General features: G+C 52.5%; 15 protein-coding genes. 5 read left to right on the top strand and 10 right to left on the bottom strand.

All coding sequences use genetic code 11. The features are described from left to right. Window positions 1-52 precede the first annotated feature (52 nt). Window positions 53-1,231 carry a D-xylose utilization transcriptional activator XylR gene (xylR, locus tag HVZ37_RS00920; protein WP_042998581.1) on the top strand — a complete coding sequence of 393 codons (1,179 nt, stop codon included), beginning with the start codon at window positions 53-55 and terminating at the stop codon, window positions 1,229-1,231. A gap of 50 nt (window positions 1,232-1,281) precedes the next feature. On the opposite strand, the gene HVZ37_RS00915 is transcribed toward xylR, so the two are convergent. Further along, entirely contained in the window at window positions 1,282-2,106 is an 825-nt protein-coding gene (locus HVZ37_RS00915; protein WP_042998582.1) for a protein bax, read from the bottom strand. Between the two features lie 316 nt (window positions 2,107-2,422). Here HVZ37_RS00915 and malS point away from each other — a divergent pair, with 316 nt between their 5' ends. Both malS and avtA read left to right on the top strand, forming a co-directional pair. Then, the gene (gene malS / locus HVZ37_RS00910; protein WP_181628022.1) at window positions 2,423-4,453 is read left to right on the top strand and encodes an alpha-amylase; all 2,031 of its coding nucleotides are present in this window, start codon (window positions 2,423-2,425) and stop codon (window positions 4,451-4,453) included. 172 nt (window positions 4,454-4,625) lie between these two features. Then, the gene (gene avtA / locus HVZ37_RS00905) at window positions 4,626-5,879 is read left to right on the top strand and encodes a valine--pyruvate transaminase (protein WP_042998584.1); all 1,254 of its coding nucleotides are present in this window, start codon (window positions 4,626-4,628) and stop codon (window positions 5,877-5,879) included. 34 nt (window positions 5,880-5,913) lie between these two features. Here the strand turns inward: avtA and HVZ37_RS00900 are convergent, their stop codons facing one another. From HVZ37_RS00900 to HVZ37_RS00890, 3 genes are all read right to left on the bottom strand, one after another. After that, entirely contained in the window at window positions 5,914-6,387 is a 474-nt protein-coding gene (locus HVZ37_RS00900) for a 4Fe-4S dicluster domain-containing protein (RefSeq protein ID WP_042998585.1), read from the bottom strand. A 239-nt stretch (window positions 6,388-6,626) separates the two neighbouring features. Beyond that, window positions 6,627-7,034, bottom strand: coding sequence for a helix-turn-helix domain-containing protein (locus tag HVZ37_RS00895; RefSeq protein ID WP_224267565.1), 408 nt, complete (start codon window positions 7,032-7,034; stop codon window positions 6,627-6,629). Window positions 7,035-7,513: 479 nt separating this feature from the next. Then, entirely contained in the window at window positions 7,514-8,254 is a 741-nt protein-coding gene (locus HVZ37_RS00890; RefSeq protein WP_044253795.1) for a MipA/OmpV family protein, read from the bottom strand. Between the two features lie 122 nt (window positions 8,255-8,376). On the opposite strand from HVZ37_RS00890, the gene HVZ37_RS00885 reads away from it, so the two are divergent. Beyond that, the gene (locus tag HVZ37_RS00885) at window positions 8,377-9,351 is read left to right on the top strand and encodes a LysR family transcriptional regulator (RefSeq protein ID WP_042998587.1); all 975 of its coding nucleotides are present in this window, start codon (window positions 8,377-8,379) and stop codon (window positions 9,349-9,351) included. Here HVZ37_RS00885 and HVZ37_RS00880 read toward each other — a convergent pair. Then, a complete protein-coding gene (locus HVZ37_RS00880; protein WP_181628021.1) occupies window positions 9,348-10,484 on the bottom strand; it encodes an HlyD family secretion protein in 1,137 nt (378 codons plus the stop codon). The genes HVZ37_RS00885 and HVZ37_RS00880 overlap by 4 nt on opposite strands. Before the next feature lie 2 nt (window positions 10,485-10,486). After that, window positions 10,487-10,813, bottom strand: coding sequence for a DUF3302 domain-containing protein (locus HVZ37_RS00875; RefSeq protein ID WP_042998589.1), 327 nt, complete (start codon window positions 10,811-10,813; stop codon window positions 10,487-10,489). 186 nt (window positions 10,814-10,999) lie between these two features. Here HVZ37_RS00875 and HVZ37_RS00870 point away from each other — a divergent pair, with 186 nt between their 5' ends. After that, a complete protein-coding gene (locus tag HVZ37_RS00870; RefSeq protein WP_042998590.1) occupies window positions 11,000-11,314 on the top strand; it encodes a hypothetical protein in 315 nt (104 codons plus the stop codon). A 46-nt stretch (window positions 11,315-11,360) separates the two neighbouring features. On the opposite strand, the gene aldB is transcribed toward HVZ37_RS00870, so the two are convergent. The 4 genes from aldB to selA all read right to left on the bottom strand — a co-directional run bounded on the left by aldB (window position 11,361) and on the right by selA (window position 17,557). Further along, entirely contained in the window at window positions 11,361-12,893 is a 1,533-nt protein-coding gene (aldB, locus tag HVZ37_RS00865; RefSeq protein WP_181628020.1) for an aldehyde dehydrogenase AldB, read from the bottom strand. Window positions 12,894-12,985: 92 nt separating this feature from the next. Beyond that, window positions 12,986-14,137 carry an L-threonine dehydrogenase gene (yiaY, locus tag HVZ37_RS00860; protein ID WP_181628019.1) on the bottom strand — a complete coding sequence of 384 codons (1,152 nt, stop codon included), beginning with the start codon at window positions 14,135-14,137 and terminating at the stop codon, window positions 12,986-12,988. Between the two features lie 184 nt (window positions 14,138-14,321). Continuing rightward, a complete protein-coding gene (selB, locus tag HVZ37_RS00855; protein WP_181628018.1) occupies window positions 14,322-16,169 on the bottom strand; it encodes a selenocysteine-specific translation elongation factor in 1,848 nt (615 codons plus the stop codon). Then, entirely contained in the window at window positions 16,166-17,557 is a 1,392-nt protein-coding gene (gene selA, locus HVZ37_RS00850) for an L-seryl-tRNA(Sec) selenium transferase (protein WP_181628017.1), read from the bottom strand. Before selA ends, selB begins: the two co-directional genes overlap by 4 nt. Window positions 17,558-17,566 lie beyond the last annotated feature (9 nt).

The following is a 17,566-nucleotide window of genomic DNA, read 5'->3' as shown; positions in this document are numbered from 1 at the left end:
GTCACTCCTGTCCGGCATTGTCGTTTATGAAAGAGTGAGCAGAGACAGAACCATGTTTGATAAACGTCACCGTATTACCCTGTTATTTAATGCCAATAAAGCCTACGACCGTCAGGTGGTGGAAGGGGTCGGTGAATATCTACAAGCCTCGCAATCCGAATGGGACATCTTCATTGAGGAGGACTTCCGCGCCCGCATTGATAACATCAAAGAGTGGTTAGGTGATGGCGTGATTGCTGACTATGACGACGATGAAATCGCACGATTGTTAGTTGACGTCCATGTGCCCATCATCGGTGTCGGAGGCTCCTATCATCTGGCGGAAAATTATCCTCCTGTCCATTATATTGCCACCGATAACCATGCTCTCGTTGAGAGCGCCTTTTTGCACCTGAAAGAAAAAGGCGTCAACCGCTTTGCCTTCTACGGCCTGCCGGCCTCCAGCGGAAAGCGCTGGGCGGCGGAACGCGAGCATGCCTTCCGCCAGTTGGTGGCGGAGGAGAAGTATCGGGGGGTGGTGTATCAGGGACTGGAAACCGCGCCTGAACTCTGGCAACACGCGCAAAATCGACTGGCGGACTGGCTGCAAACCCTGCCGCCGCAGACGGGTATTATCGCGGTCACTGACGCCCGCGCCCGCCATGTTCTTCAGGTCTGCGAACACCTGCATATTCCGGTACCCGAAAAGCTGTGCGTCATTGGCATTGATAACGAGGAACTGACCCGCTATCTGTCACGGGTTGCGCTGTCATCGGTGGCTCAGGGCGCGAGGCAAATGGGCTATCAGGCGGCAAAGCTGCTACATCGCCTGCTGGCCGATGAGGAACTGCCGCTCCAGCGCATCCTGGTGCCTCCGGTGCGCGTCGTTGAACGTCGTTCGACAGACTACCGTTCCCTCTCCGATCCCGCCGTTATTCAGGCGATGCACTATATCCGTAACCACGCCTGCAAAGGCATCAAGGTGGATCAGGTACTGGATGCGGTTGGGATTTCACGTTCCAATCTGGAGAAGCGATTTAAAGAAGAAGTGGGAGAGACCATTCATGCGGTGATCCACGCTGAAAAGCTGGAGAAAGCGCGTAGCCTGTTGATTTCCACGACGCTGTCGATCAACGAAATCTCGCAGATGTGCGGCTATCCTTCGCTGCAGTATTTCTATTCCGTTTTTAAGAAGGAGTACGATACGACGCCGAAAGAATATCGCGATCTGAACAGTGAAGTGTTGATGTGATGCGGTGGGACCGAAACAAAAACGCCTTCTTTGCAGAAGGCGTTCGGGGATTACATATGGGCTGCGATTAATCGCTGGTTATCCTGATACATCGCGAACAGATAGTTGTTGTAACTCTGCCCCTTCGTTGAATAACCCTTCAGCTTATGAATCATCGCTGTCGCCGTTACTTCCTGATCCGCTTTACGCAACTGTGCGCGTGATTTACGGAAAGAGGCGTAAGCCGGATGCGTGTTCAGGTTAATTACATAGGCGCTGACCGACTCTTTAACGGAATCGAACTGAGAGTAACCTTTCACTTTACCTGGCGCATTGTTACAACTCCCTTTCGCACATTTCATGCCGAACAGGTTGTTATTGCTACGCGCAAGCTTAGAAGTACCCCAACCGCTTTCTGCCGCAGCCATCGTCGCCACCATACTGGTCGGGATGATGTCTACGCGCTCCAGCAACGTATTCCACGGAATACTCCGGGTGTTGCCCGACCATTTCACCTTGTAGCGCTTCGCAATATCTTTCATGCGCTTACGCTCAGTCGGTGACCAGCGATTCTGATACTGCTTTGAGATCAGCCAGTTACGATCGGCAGTGATCGCCGCATTTTGACTGGTAATATAAGGCATAACCGTCCGGAGAAACGCTTTTTTCCTTGGTGTTCCGGAAGGGTATTTTCGCAAATCAGGAAGTGAACTGCTCTTTGCACTATTGCGAGAATACTCTTGTTTACTGCTTACCTGTTTATTACTTGTCTTGGTTACGTGGGACTTTTGACTCGATGTTGTTGTGTGCGTCTTTGCCAGCACCTCACCCGAAAATACGATGGTGAGTAACATAAGAATCATTGCCCCATATCGTCGTATGGGAGTCAATATCATTAGGTCTCCTGGTCGGATTGAATCATTCCAACACCTTATATTTTTCACAATTTTGAGAGTTGAATCTCAAATCATATCAAAAATAGCGATCAAGAGCACCCTAATGAATAGGCCAATTCCGAAACCGTGTCACGCATAAACTATCCCACAAGGAACTAATTCGAACGATTTGTGGTGGTTATCGCAAATTAAGGCTATTTTTTGCCCAAAATCACTCATCCGCGCCCCTCATCCTGGTTGAATGCAGTTGAAGGATGAGTTTCGTCAGCGGGTTCTCAGGCAAACTGGTTAAAATCGCCGCAAAAAGGACCGCACAATGAAACTTGCTGCCATCGCCCTCGCGCTACTGCCAGGCATCACGAGCGCCGCAACATGGACGTCTCAGGGCTTCCCCTCTTTTACCGCGGAGGGAACCGGTAAGTTTGCCAGTCACGCTGAATTGACGAAGGGTACTCGTTCCTTAACGCTCAATTTTGACCAACAGTGCTGGCAGCCGGCTAATACGATAAAACTCAATCAGATGCTGTCGCTGATCCCGTGCGAAGGGACCCCGCCGCAATGGCGTTTGTTCAAAGATGGCCGTTATACGATGGAAATCGATACCCGTTCTGGTACGCCAACGTTAATGATTACGCTGCCGCGCGAAGCCGAACCTACCGCCAATGTGGCGCGCCAGTGTCCGAAGTGGGATGGAAAGCCACTGACGTTAGCGGTCGCGCAGACTTTCCCGGAAGGGAGCGTGGTACGCGATTTTTACAGCGGACAGACCGCCACGGTGAAAAACGGTCAGATAACCCTGCAACCCGCACCTGCCAGCAATGGCCTGTTACTGCTGGAACGGGCAGAGACCGACGCACCAGCGCCGTTCGACTGGCACAACGCCACGGTCTATTTTGTGCTCACCGACCGCTTCGAGAACGGCGATCCGTCCAATGACCAGAGTTATGGTCGCCATAAGGACGGCATGGAGGAAATCGGCACGTTTCATGGCGGCGATTTACGCGGTCTGACTCACAAACTGGATTATCTGCAACAACTGGGCGTGAATGCATTATGGATAAGCGCTCCGTTCGAACAGATCCACGGCTGGGTGGGTGGCGGCACGAAAGGCGATTTCCCGCACTATGCCTACCACGGTTATTACACGCAGGACTGGACCACGCTTGATGCCAACATGGGCAACGAAGCCGACCTGCGTGCGCTGATTGACGGCGCACACCGGCGCGGGATCCGCATTCTGTTTGATGTCGTAATGAACCACATCGGCTACGCCACGCTGGCAGACATGCAGGAATATCAGTTCGGCGCGCTCTACCTTTCTGGCGATGAGCTGAAAAAAACGCTCGGTGAGCGCTGGACAGACTGGAAACCTGCCGCCGGGCAGAGCTGGCACAGCTTCAATGATTACATCAACTTTAGCGATAAGGCCGCCTGGGAAAAATGGTGGGGGAAAGCGTGGATCCGCACTGACATTGGCGATTACGACAATCCTGGCTTTGACGATCTCACAATGTCGCTGGCTTTCCTGCCGGATCTGAAAACCGAATCGACGACCCCATCTGGTCTGCCGGTGTTTTATCAACATAAAGCCAACACGCGCGCGAAAGCCATTGAGGGCTACACGCCCCGGGATTACCTGACCCACTGGCTGAGTCAGTGGGTGCGCGATTACGGTGTCGATGGATTTCGCGTCGACACGGCAAAACACGTCGAACTTCCGGCCTGGCAACAGTTAAAAACGCAGGCCAGCGCGGCACTGGTTGAATGGAAAAAAGCGAATCCGGACAAAGCGCTCGATGATAAGCCGTTCTGGATGACGGGTGAAGCCTGGGGTCACGGCGTAATGCAGAGCGACTACTATCGCCACGGTTTTGACGCGATGATCAACTTTGACTATCAGGAGCAGGCCGCAAAAGCCGTCGATTGCCTGTCAGGTATGGAGCTCGTCTGGCAGCAGATGGCGGAAAAGTTACAGAGTTTCAATGTATTGAGTTATCTCTCCTCGCATGATACTCGTCTGTTCCGTGAAGGCGGAGATAAAGCCGCTGAGTTGCTGTTGTTAGCGCCCGGCGCTGTACAAATATTCTATGGCGATGAGTCCGCGCGACCTTTCGGCCCCACAGGCTCTGATCCGTTACAGGGCACACGCTCTGAGATGAACTGGCAGGATGTCAGCGGAAAATTGGCCGACAACGTTACCCACTGGCAGCGCCTCGGTCAGTTCAGAGCCCGGCATTCGGCCATCGGCGCAGGTAAGCAAACCACGCTCTCGCTCAAACAGGGATACGGCTTCGTTCGCCAGCACGGCGACGATTCGGTGATGGTCATCTGGGCAGGCCAGCGTTAACGTAAACCGGCGTCTGAGGTCAGAACTCCTCAGACGCAGCAAAACAAAACACTACACTGAAGAAAATTATAAGCATAAAACGTCAAAGCACCCGTTTCAGCTCGATTTGCACCCTGCCAGTGCTAGCGTTAAGGTAACTCACTTCGACTCAGCGTTTGACAGACCATCCGTTATGACATTTTCACTTTTCGGCGACAAATTCACCCGCCATTCAGGCATTACCCGCCTGATGGAGGACCTCAACGACGGTTTACGCACCCCAGGCGCAATCATGCTGGGCGGCGGTAATCCGGCACAAATCCCGGCGATGCAGGATTACTTCCAGACGCTCCTGACTGAGATGCTGGAAAACGGCAAACTCACTGATGCGCTTTGCAATTATGACGGCCCGCAGGGGAAAACCGAGCTGCTGACCACGCTTGCTTCGCTGCTCCGTGAAAATCTGGGTTGGGATATCGAACCGCAGAATATTGCGCTAACAAATGGCAGTCAGAGTGCGTTTTTCTACTTGTTTAACCTCTTTGCAGGCCGCCGCGCTGATGGGACCACCAAAAAGGTATTGTTCCCTCTCGCACCGGAATATATCGGCTATGCGGATTCCGGGCTGGAAGAGGATCTGTTCGTCTCGGCGCGTCCCAATATTGAGCTGCTGCCAGAGGGTCAGTTCAAGTATCACGTAGATTTCGAACATCTGCATATTGGTGAAGAGACCGGGATGATCTGCGTCTCCCGGCCAACTAACCCGACGGGTAACGTCATCACAGATGAAGAGCTGATAAAACTCGATACGCTTGCCAACCAGCACGACATTCCACTGGTCATTGATAATGCCTATGGCGTGCCGTTCCCGAGCATTATTTTCAGCGAAGCGCGCCCGCTGTGGAATCCCAACATTGTGCTGTGCATGAGTCTCTCCAAACTGGGACTGCCCGGCTCACGCTGCGGTATCATCATCGCCAATGAAAAAATCATCACGGCCATCGCCAATATGAACGGCATCATTAGCCTTGCGCCAGGCGGGATTGGGCCGGCCATGATGTGCGAAATGATTAAGCGTAACGACCTGATGCGACTGTCAGAAACAGTCATCAAACCGTTCTATTTTCAGCGTGTTCAGCAAACCATTGCGATCATTCGCCGCTATTTACCTGAAAATCGCTGCTTAATTCACAAACCAGAAGGGGCAATTTTCCTCTGGCTGTGGTTCCAGGATTTGCCGATCACCACCGAGTTACTCTACCAGCGTCTGAAAGCACGCGGCGTACTGATGGTGCCGGGACATTACTTCTTCCCGGGGCTCGATAAACCCTGGCCGCACACGCACCAGTGTATGCGCATGAACTATGTTCCCGATCCGGAGAAAATTGAAGCTGGGGTGAAAATTCTGGCTGAAGAGGTGGAGCGCGCCTGGAAGGAAAATCAGTAACGCCATCCCGGCCTGATCGGGCCGGGTAATGCGCTTATAAAGGCTGAGCGTGCAGACGCTGACGCTGCACGCTCGCCGCATCCACACACTTCAATGCCCCTGTCGGGCAAGCCTCCACGCAGGCTGGCCCCGTATCACGATGCCAACAGAGATCGCATTTCACCGCCTGTACGCGCGAGGTTTGTGCAACAACGTTCATTGCGCCGAACGGGCACGCCAACATGCAGCTTTTACAACCAATACAGCGCACCTGCTCAACAAAAATGTGTCCACGATCGCGACGAATGGCCTGTGTCGGGCAAACATTGGCGCACGGTGCGTCTTCACACTGATGACAGGCAACGGCGGTGGTAAAGGTATTTTCCTTAATAACCCGGATGCGCGAGACAAAGTGTTCTGCTGACACCGCGGCACAGTCCTGATTCTCCTGATGCGAGACCACGCAAGCGACTTCACAGGTACGACAGCCAATACACTTAGTCGCATCCGCCATGATAAACCGGTTCATTGCACCCTCCCCCCGCCATAAAACCACAGAGTGCCAGAGAGAATAGCGCGGCTGCCTTGATCAAACAGGGGAAATGGTCGAATTTTGTCAGATGCCAGAAACGTTCAGGGGATTCGCCTTATACTTACGACCGGATTTCTGCCTGACGCATAAAAAAAACCCTGGGCGTTGACGTCCAGGGGAATAATCCGCAGGCGACATCACGCTGCGGAATAAGCTGGCACCCGATTGAGTGATACCTATATTTGATAATCTGCCTCATCAACCGCACTGTAGAGCGGTTGAATATTATCCAGTGCCAGTATGTATCCGCTTCCTTTTACGCTAACGATGGAATGCTGAGGTAATCCCAGCAAATATAATTTGTTGTTGAGATTTTTAACCATCGTAGACAAACGCTGTGTGGAAGCACTTAATTCATTTTTTTCCCAGACGTTGACGAGTAACTCATCTTTTGAAACATAATGGGTCCTGGCGTTCAGTAAAAGATAAACAAACAAGCGTAGCATTGTGCGGTTAAAAAATACGCCACCAAATGCAATTACACTGTCCATTTTATTTACCGGCAGCCTGAAAATTCTCGACTCACTGATATCAAAAAATATTTCCCGACCTATCATAAATCCATGTAACTGGTATTCCATCATTACATACTCACGTTTTACTGAACTATCGATAGCTAAACATGTGTAAGTCCTTGTAGATATTGTCTTACGCAAGTTTAAAAAAAATAGAGTTAATTTCAATAGATACCTGAAGCGTTCATTTTAATCTCGCCGCAAGCAAAGTGCAGACTGAATACCTAAAAGATCAATCCAGGCGCTGTTAAATAATCTCTAAAAACAAATTAGTAGAGCGTTATTCTATTTCAGTGTGAATATTCGACAATACAAGTTAAACGGGCATATTTATCACAAATTACAGCTTAATATGCTGCATGGATCAATAATGCGTCATGGAGAGGGAAAGTGACTCCCGGCAACAGTGCGTTCCGGGACAATTATTATTACAGTGTAGTTCTCTTAACTGAAGAGCGGTAGAAATATGCCGAACAGCGGCAGACCTGTGAATTGACCCAATCCCAGGCCGGGACAATGGCCGCTGTCCGGCAATTCTTCTCATTCTTTTAGAAGCGCCAGCTCACGCCTGACATGAAAGTAAAGCTGTCATCACGGTCGATCATCGGGCTGTCTTTGATTTCATCTGGCAGCACGCTGTAAGCCGCGCTCGCCATCAGAATAATGTTGTCAGTGACGGGGTATTTTGCGGTCAGGCTGACGTAAGGAACCCAACTGTCCTGTGCGGAATAGCGATCCAGACCGCTGCGACGGGATTCACTGCCTGACACACCGTAATAGTAGTCGTTGAAATTTTCATCGTAGTAAAGCACGCCAGCAGACGGGATCAAAGCAAGCTGTCCGACAGGAATTTTACGGAACAGTGATAATTCTCCCATCCAGCCATTGCTGTTATCCAGAACATCTGCGGCCGCAGAAACTTTCACGCTGCCCCAATTTTCATGATGATACCAGGCCGCGCCCGCCATTATCGTACTGTCACGCTTGTTGAGCTTTTTCATGGCGTGGTCGTCGTTATCGCCAGGATCAAATTCCAACGGCATCCAGGAAGCGGTCAGACTAAATTCATTTTGTTCACTTTTAGACAAAATGTAGCCCAGCGTGGTTTGCCGAACATAGAATGATTCGCCTTCATAACTAATGAGGGGAATAGCATGGGTATTTTCATTATACCCGCGATAAGGAGATTCATTATATATCGCACCTGCACCAATGGATAATTCCGAAGCAGATGCACTGGCGATAAAGGAGAAAGCAAATAGTGCCACTATATTGCGTTTAATTAACATGCCCGACGTTCCATTTAAAATAAGCCACAAAGCGCCGAAATAATAATGCTTACAAATTCGTCGGTGCAAGGCACATATTTATATAGTAATATATAAAAACTTATATATATTGGGCTGCTGTGATGAATAAATTACAACTCAAGCATCGGGAATTAAAGATCATCTCGGTCATTGCCGCCAGTGAAAACATCAGTCATGCCGCAACTGTTCTCGGCATCGCCCAGGCCAACGTCAGCAAATATCTTGCTGATTTTGAATCAAAAGTCGGCCTTAAGGTTTTTGACCGGACGACCCGGCAACTGACGCTGACCCCTTTTGGTGCGGCGCTTCTGCCCTACATTAATGATATGCTCGACAGAAACGCGCAGCTAAATCATTTCATTGCTGATTATAAACACGAAAAGCGAGGGCGAGTAACGGTGTACGCGCCGACAGGCATCATCGCTTACTTATCGAAACAGGTTATCGCCAGAATTAAAGACATTGGCGACATCTCTTTGTCGCTGAAAACCAGCAACCTTGAGCCAAAAGCCTTTTATGAAGGCGTCGAGTTTCCTGACGACTGTGACGTGTTAATTACCTATGCCCACCCGAAAGATGAATCACTGGTTGCCAGTTTTATTACCAAATATGCAGTGACGGCCTTTGCCAGCCAGACTTACCTTGAAAAGCACCCGCTAAGCCGACCTGAAGACCTTGAGCATCACTCCTGCATCCTGATCGATTCTATGATGATTGATGATGCCAACATCTGGCGCTTCAACAGTGCCGGCAGTAAAGAGATGCGCGACTATCGCGTGACGGGGAACTACGTTTGTGACAATACCCTGTCGGCGCTGGAACTGGCGCGCAACCATCTGGGTATTGTGTTTGCACCCAATGAAAGCGTGAAAAACGATCTGAAGGCCGGGACGCTCGTCCCTTGCTTTTCAGAACAGCATGAGTGGTGGCTGGACCTGGTCGCGATCTTCCGCAAGCGGGAGTACCAGCCCTGGCGAGTTCAGTATGTACTGGATGAGATGCTACGGGAAATCCGCAACCAGCTTGCTCAGACGCAACTGTTGCGTCCCGAGCAAGACTCAATCATCGACAATTAATGATCGAGATAAAGGTAATGTACCCAACTGGTCATGCGCAACAATACCTTACGCATGACCGAGACATGGCTGAAATGGTCGGAGTAGACCGCGACCTGTGCATAAATTCCATCCGGTAATGCACGTAAATCAGCATGATCGTTCAACTCGATTGTGGCAATGACACCTTCCGCCCCCGGTACCGTATTCAACGACTGTAACGTCCCGGTCGACTGGTATGTCCCACCAGGCACTGCAGGACTGATGACAGCCAGCTTACCGCTGAATACCTTGCCCGGTAAGGCATTGAATACCACTTCCGCGTCATCGCCGGGCTCCAGTCGCAGCAACGAGTTCTGGCGGAATTGCGCGACAATTTGTCGCTTCTGAGCAGGAATAAATACCATCACCGGGCGCAGAGGCAGTGAGGCGGCATAGGTTCCCGGGCGAATCAGCACCTGGGTTACATAACCGTCACTCGGCGCGCGAACGATGGTTTGTTCCAGGTTATATTCCGCCTCGGCCAACTGCGCTTTCAAACTGGCTATCTGCGAGTGCTCACCCATTACCAGGCTGTCTAACTGGCTTTGAATCTGCTGTTGTTCCGCCGCTGACGATTTAACCGAAGCCTCCTGCGCCAGGTAGTTCTGCCGTGCGACGTCAATGTCGCGCTCAGAGAATGGATTCACCTTCGCCTGACTCCCCTGCGCATAACGCTGATACTCCTTCGCAAACTTGTCTCGCGTGGCTTTTGCCTGCTGGGTATTGGCGGTCATTTCATCCAGTTCGGCACCCAGCGCATGCTGCTTATGTTGCGCCGTCACAATATCCGCCAGCAGACGATCCACCCTGGCCTGATAGCGCGTGGGATCAAGCCTGAACAGCACTTCACCTTTTTTAATCAGCGTATTTTTCTTATCCGTCACTTCAATCACTACGCCAGTGACCTGCGGAACAACGGGAATAGACACCACCGCTTTTTGCGCTTTAAATGTATAGGGGTGGTTGTAATTCATTAATAAGATTAAACCGCTGACAATAAATATTCCCCCCAGCGCCGCCGTCGGTATGGTCCATTTATTAACGGGAATGTTGAAGATCTTAAAAATCGCCCATGCGAAAGCCACATAGGTCAGGATAATCAGTAAATCCATAATTAATACTCGCCAGAAGAGGATTTCAGGTCAGCCAATTGTTTTTCCAGCCCGGCAATACGCTCCTGGAGTTGCACAACACCAGATTCAGTATTTTGCATTCCCCACCCGCGTTCCGGACGATAGAGCGTGGCCCAAATCCACAAGAAAGGCCAGATAACATGTAATGTAAACAAACTCACCCACCCCGCGACATGAATAGCATCGGCATGAGGATGATTGCGTTTTTTCGCAATTAAATAGGGAATATCATGTAAAATAATAATTCCGTAGAAAATGACGAGGAATACAAAAATCAGCACCCCAAGCGCAAAATAATCGAGAAACATATTCCTCCCAGAGAATAGAATCAAAAAAAAAGAGTTTGAGAATGATAGTGGAATGACCAGATGCCCTGCAATTCTCATATTTATATATCGACATATGGTTTTTTATATACAGTCCATTTTTTAGTATGTTGTTTTTTATGCACATCGCAGTTTATTATGTTTAAACATCAATACAAGGGAACAAAAATGAACAACGCGGAAACCTCATCCACCGTCAGCCTTAAGCGCATCAAAGCGGTCACTATTTACCGTTTATTACTTATTGGCCTTGGTATCCCAATGATATCTTTCAGTTTTATTTGTGGCGTTTTGAGTCTCTTCGGCTTTGACCTGGTAAAATGGAACGATCAACCCGTGCATGGTGTAATGGCGATTCCTGCCGCGCTGTTCAGCGGTGTGTTTATCACCGTACTGTTCACCGTTTTCATCGGGTCGATTGCCTGCCTGGGACTGTGGGTCTACAGCCGTTTCCGTCCGTTACAGGTAAAGGTGTTGGATTAATCGTTATGCCCGATAAGCAAAGCGCCATCGGGCATAACGCGGTCAGTTAAAAGAGTCCCAGCGGTTTATCGGAGTAGCTCACCAGTAAACATTTTGTCTGCTGATAGTGCTCCAGCATCATCTTGTGGGTTTCGCGTCCAATCCCCGACTGCTTGTAGCCACCAAAGGCCGCATGAGCCGGGTAAGCATGGTAGCAGTTGGTCCATACGCGTCCTGCCTGAATACCGCGTCCCATTTTATACGCCAGGTTACCGTTACGGCTCCAGACGCCCGCTCCGAGACCGTACTGGGTATCGTTGGCTAGCTCCAGCGCCTCGTCCATTGTTTTGAACGTGGTCACCGCCAGTACCGGGCCAAAGATCTCCTCCTGGAACACGCGCATATTATTCTTACCAGACAGGATGGTCGGCTCGAGGTAATAGCCGTCTTTCAGTTCACCTTCAAGCTGCTTACGCCGCCCACCGGTCAGGACATCCGCCCCTTCTTTCTTACCGATATCAATGTAATTCAGGATAGTTTCCATCTGCCCATGAGAGACCTGTGCCCCCATTTGCGTCACGCTGTCCAACGGGTTACCGCTGCGGATGCTTTCTACGCGGCGAATGGCGCGCTCCATAAAGCGTTCGTAGATGGATTCCTGCACCAGCGCGCGGCTCGGACAAGTGCACACTTCACCCTGGTTAAAGGCAAAGAGCGCAAAACCTTCCAGCGCCTTATCGAAAAATGCATCCTCTTCGTCCATCACGTCGGCGAAGAAAATGTTCGGTGATTTCCCGCCCAGCTCCAGAGTGACCGGGATGATATTCTGCGTGGCATATTGCATGATCTGCTGCCCGACTTCCGTCGAGCCGGTGAATGCCACTTTAGCAATACGCTTCGAAGTTGCCAGATACTCGCCAATCTCTCCACCCGCGCCGTTCACTACGTTCACTACGCCAGGCGGGAGGAGATCGCCAATCACTTCCATCAGCAGTAAAACGGACAGCGGCGTCAGGCGGGCAGGTTTAAGCACTACGCAGTTTCCTGCCGCCAGCGCGGGCGCCATTTTCCAGCTCGCCATCAATAAGGGGAAGTTCCACGGGATAATTTGTCCGACCACGCCGAGCGGTTCGTGGAAGTGATAAGCCACGGTGTCGCTATCCACTTCACTGATCCCGCCCTCCTGGGCGCGAATACAGGAGGCGAAATAGCGGAAATGGTCGATTGCCAGCGGGACATCCGCCGCGCTGGTTTCACGGATCGGCTTACCGTTATCCCAGGTTTCCGCCGTCGCCAGCAGTTCGAGGTTCTGCTCCATACGGTCGGCAATCTTGAACAGAATCGCCGCCCGATCCTGAACAGAAGTATGCGCCCACTGGTTTTTCACCTTGTGGGCCGCGTCGAGCGCCAGGTCAATGTCCCTTTTACCGGAAGAAGCCACTTCGCATAACAGTTGCCCGGTGACGGGCGTCAGGTTCTGGTAATACTCGCCGTCACTCGGGGCAACCCAGTCACCACCGATAAAGTTGTCGTAACGGGCCTTTAACTTCAGGGGAAAACCGTACTCGCCGGGCTGAATACGGGGAGGGTTATTGGTCATGATCGTCTCCTTGCTCCAGGTGTATAACAAGGGTAGACGGGGCTGGCGATTTTCTCGCCAGCCGCTTATAGGTTTACGATAGCGGTCACGAATTACATCGCCGCGCGATAGATCGCCATAATCTCGTCGTGCGTGGCCTGAATTGGGTTAGTCAGACCGCAGGCATCTTTCAACGCATTGGCCGCCAGCACCGGAATATCTTCTTCTTTCACGCCCAGGGCTCGCAGACCCGCCGGGATATTCACCTGCTGCGCCAGTGCGCGGATCGCCTCGATGCAGGCTTCTGCGCCTTCGGCGTCGGTCATCCCTGCAACATGAACCCCCATTGCTGCCGCACAATCACGCAGACGCGCTGCGGCCACCTGGCTGTTGAATACCTGAACGTGCGGCAGCAGGACGGCATTACACACACCGTGCGGCAGGTCATAGAAACCGCCTAACTGGTGCGCCATCGCGTGGACGTAACCTAATGACGCGTTATTGAAGGCCATCCCCGCCAGGAACTGCGCATAGGCCATCGCTTCACGCGCATGCACATTGCCGCCCGATTCCACGGCAACGGCCAGATTATCAGAAATCATGGTCATTGCTTTCAGGGCGCAGGCATCCGTGATCGGCGTGGCGGCTACAGAAACATAGGCTTCAATCGCATGGGTCAGCGCGTCCATGCCGGTCGCCGCCGTCAGCGATTTTGGCATGCCGATCATCAGCGAAGAGTCATTTACCGAGAGCAGTGGCGTGACGTGTTTATCCACAATCGCCATTTTGATGTGGCGATCAACGTCAGTGATGATGCAGAAACGCGTCATTTCAGAGGCGGTTCCTGCCGTGGTGTTAATCGCAATCATCGGCAACTGTGGTTTTGCCGAGCGATCAACGCCTTCATAATCGCGAATATCGCCGCCATTGGCGGCCACCAGCGCAATCCCTTTGGCACAATCATGTGGGGAACCGCCGCCCAGCGAAATAACGCTATCGCAATCATTTTCTTTCAGGATCTTCAGGCCGTCGGCGACATTAATTGTCGTCGGATTAGGGTGTGTACCATCAAATATGACGCTGAAAATATCATGTTTCTGCAATGCTTTTTGAATATCACCCGCCATGCCTAATTTCGTCAGCACACTGTCGGTGACAATTAACGTCCGACGAAAGCCATATTCCACCATAGCATTCATTGCATCTTTTAATGAATCAGCCCCAATTATATTCACAGAAGGAATATAAAATGTAGAAGCAGCCATATGCTCAATCCTTAATAGTTTTTGAAGGGATTGCAGCATACGAACGAATCTCAGGAGATAATATGATCACAGCGGTGTTTATTTAATGAAAAAATAAAAGAGCACATTAGGCTACAAATTAATGGGCTCTTTTCGTCTCAACCTATTTATTATGTCAATTCATTCTTATTTTTAATAAATTGTATTATTCCTTTGCCGGAAATAATAATGCATCGCGTAACAGGTGATCGTTTCCACGGCGACGCGTAAAGCCAATCCGGTCGAAATATTCCAGAATCTGAATCGCCAGCTTTCGGCCTACGCCCAACCGATCGCGAAAATCCGCAGCGCAGGTTGATCCTCTCTCCTGATCCAGTTCGCGGATCATGCTGGCGAAAGCCACAATGCGATCGTTACGGTAGTAACGATCTTTTACGATCGCCGTAATCATCCCCTGCTGCGCCGCCTGCCGCAGTACCAGACGCATGGTCTGCTCCTCGGTCGCGGTTTCACGCGCGAGATCGCGGACCCACCAGGGTTCGTCACCAAATAACGGCGCGGCTTTAAGCCAGATAGCCTGCTGTTCGTCAGTAAACCCTGTCTTGTGATCCGGCAGATGCAACCAGCCATGGTGGCTGTGAATATCGCCGCTGTCGCGCATTTGTTCAATCAACAACAGTACCAGCGCTTCATCTTCCATCGGCAGCGCCATACGGCGCAGGCGTTCGCGCCCCGGACCAGGCTCATCACGATGTTGTTCATGGTAAGTCGCCAGCGTGTCGAGGATTTTGCGCTGCCAGCGTGCGGCAACTTCCGCATTCAGCAGGCTGTAACCTGCCTGAATAAATCCATGCTGGTGAATGAGCGAACGCATACCGTCGCTATTTAGCTGGCGCGCCCACGCAAAGTCGGGCAGATTGACCGCCCCGCGTTGCAGGTGGACCACCAGCGCGGCACCGTCATCTTTCGCCGCCGCCAGTGACGCCAGCCATTGCAGATACTCGGGTTTACGTTTGCCGCGACGTGGCGGATTAAGCGCAACCACCCGCGCCCCGGCAAGCGTCGCGCGCGCGGAGATATCGCGCAGCACCAGCCGGTCGTTATCGGCCAGCAGCAGAGGCGTATCAAACACCAGTTCCGCCAGGTTAGCTTCCAGCAGCGATACCCGCCCGGTCACATGACTCGCCGCATGGTGAATATGTAGCGGCTGCCACTGCGTAAGCGGGACGTGGCTTTCCAGCGCGACGATCCCCCGCGTGAACGGCTCAGGCGGGGCGTCTGAAAGCAGCCAGTCACCCCGGTTAAGCTGCTCCTTTTCAGCATCGCCGACGATATTCAGCGCGATGCGCTGCCCGGCATGAGCATGCTCACTCGCCTGGTTTTGCGCGTGAAGTCCGCGCACGCGCACAGATGCGTTCACGCCGGTCAGCCACAGCGTATCCCCAACGTTTACTTCACCGCTCAGCGCGGTGCCGGTCACCACCAGCCCGGCGCCTTTTACAGTAAAGGCACGATCGATAGCCAGTCTGAACGTCTGATTCCGGGCGTGTTCGCGGGCGGGCAGTTGCTGCAAATGTTCGCGTAACGCCTCAATCCCGCGGCCTTCATTCGCGGCCGTCACAAATAGCGTCGCCTGCGCAAAGCCATACTCGCGCAGGACATCCTCCACCTGCTGTTGGACCTCCTGCACCCGCGTATCATCCACACGGTCGGCTTTGGTCAGCGCCACCGTCAGCGTCGGATTCCCGGTCAATTGCAGGATCGCCAGGTGTTCGCGCGTTTGCGCCATCACGCCATCGTCACAGGCTACCACCAGCAACGCATGATCGATTCCGCCCACGCCCGCCAGCATGTTTGAGAGAAACTTCTCGTGACCGGGAACATCGATAAAGCCCAGCACGCGCCCGTCTGGCTGCGGCCAGTAGGCATAGCCCAGGTCGATGGTCATGCCACGCTTTTTCTCTTCCGGCAGGCGATCGGCATTCACGCCGGTAATGGCCTGCAGCAGCGTCGTTTTCCCGTGGTCGACATGTCCGGCGGTCGCAATAATCATTTCAACAACATCTCCATAAACCGGGTCTCATCTTCAAGACAGCGTAAATCCAGCCACAGTCGGCCCTCGTAAATCCGGCCGATAACCGGAACCGGTAGCTCACGCCAGCGGGTCGCCAGGGCTTCAAGACGGCTTCCGCGGCCGTCGTGCGGTGTAAAGGTTAATGCCGCGCTGGGGAGCCGATCAACCGGCAAAGAGCCACTGCCGATTTGCGACAGGCAGGGCTGTACGCTCACCACAAACTCCGTACCATAGTGCGCGGCCAGCGGCGCCAGAAGCCGCTCCGCCTGAGACTGAATCGCGTCTTTGCGTCGGGTCAACAGGCGCAGCGTCGGCAGTTTCTCGGCCAGCGCTTCCGGGTGGAGATACAGACGCAACGTCGCTTCCAGCGCAGCAAGGGTCATTTTATCCGCCCGCAACGCACGTTTAAGCGGATGACGCTGCAATTGCGCAATCATCTCTTTCTTACCGACGATGATCCCAGCCTGCGGACCGCCCAACAGCTTGTCGCCCGAGAAGCTCACCAGGCTGACACCCGTGGCAATCAACTGCTGCGGCATTGGCTCTTTCGGCAGGCCGTACTGGCTCAAATCGACCAGCGAACCACTACCAAGATCGGCCACAACAGGAATATCCAGCGCCTGGCCGATCTGGACCAGCTCCGTTTCATCAACAGAGTGGGTAAACCCTTCGATGCTGTAATTACTGGTATGTACCTTCATCAGCAGGCCGGTGATTTCATTTACCGCCTGGCGATAGTCATCGGCATGCGTCCGGTTAGTGGTTCCCACTTCATGTAGCGTACACCCAGCCTGACGCATCACATCCGGGATGCGAAACGCGCCGCCGATCTCCACCAGCTCACCGCGTGATACCACCACCTCTTTACCGGCGGCGGTGGCGGCCAGCATCAGCAGTACCGCCGCCGCGTTGTTATTCACAATGCAGGCATCTTCCGCGCCGGTGATACGGCACAGCAATTCCGCCAGTGCGCGGTCACGATGCCCGCGTCCCGCGCCGTCCAGATCATACTCCAGCGTCACCGGCGAGCGCATGGCCTGCGTGACAGCCGCGACGGCCTCTTCAGCCTGTAAAGCGCGACCCAGATTGGTATGTAACACCGTGCCCGTCAGGTTAATCACCGGGCGCAGCGCACTCTGGGCCTCTTTTTCCAGCCGAAGGTTCACCTCCTGCGCCCAGTCTTCACACCACGCTGGCAACGCCTGCGTGTCGCGTATCACCTCTCTTGCTTCATCAAGCAATTGACGAAGCAGATCAACGACACGGGTATGCCCGTGAGTCTCACGCAGGGTAAGAAATTCACTTTCACGCAATAAGCGATCAATGGCGGGAAGCTGACTATAGAGCGAACGGGTTTCGGTCGTCATGAAAAGGCC

The organism is Citrobacter sp. RHB35-C17 (assembly GCF_013816795.1).
GTDB classification, from domain to species: domain Bacteria; phylum Pseudomonadota; class Gammaproteobacteria; order Enterobacterales; family Enterobacteriaceae; genus Citrobacter_A; species Citrobacter_A amalonaticus.
This window is presented reverse-complemented; position numbering and strand designations above follow the sequence as displayed.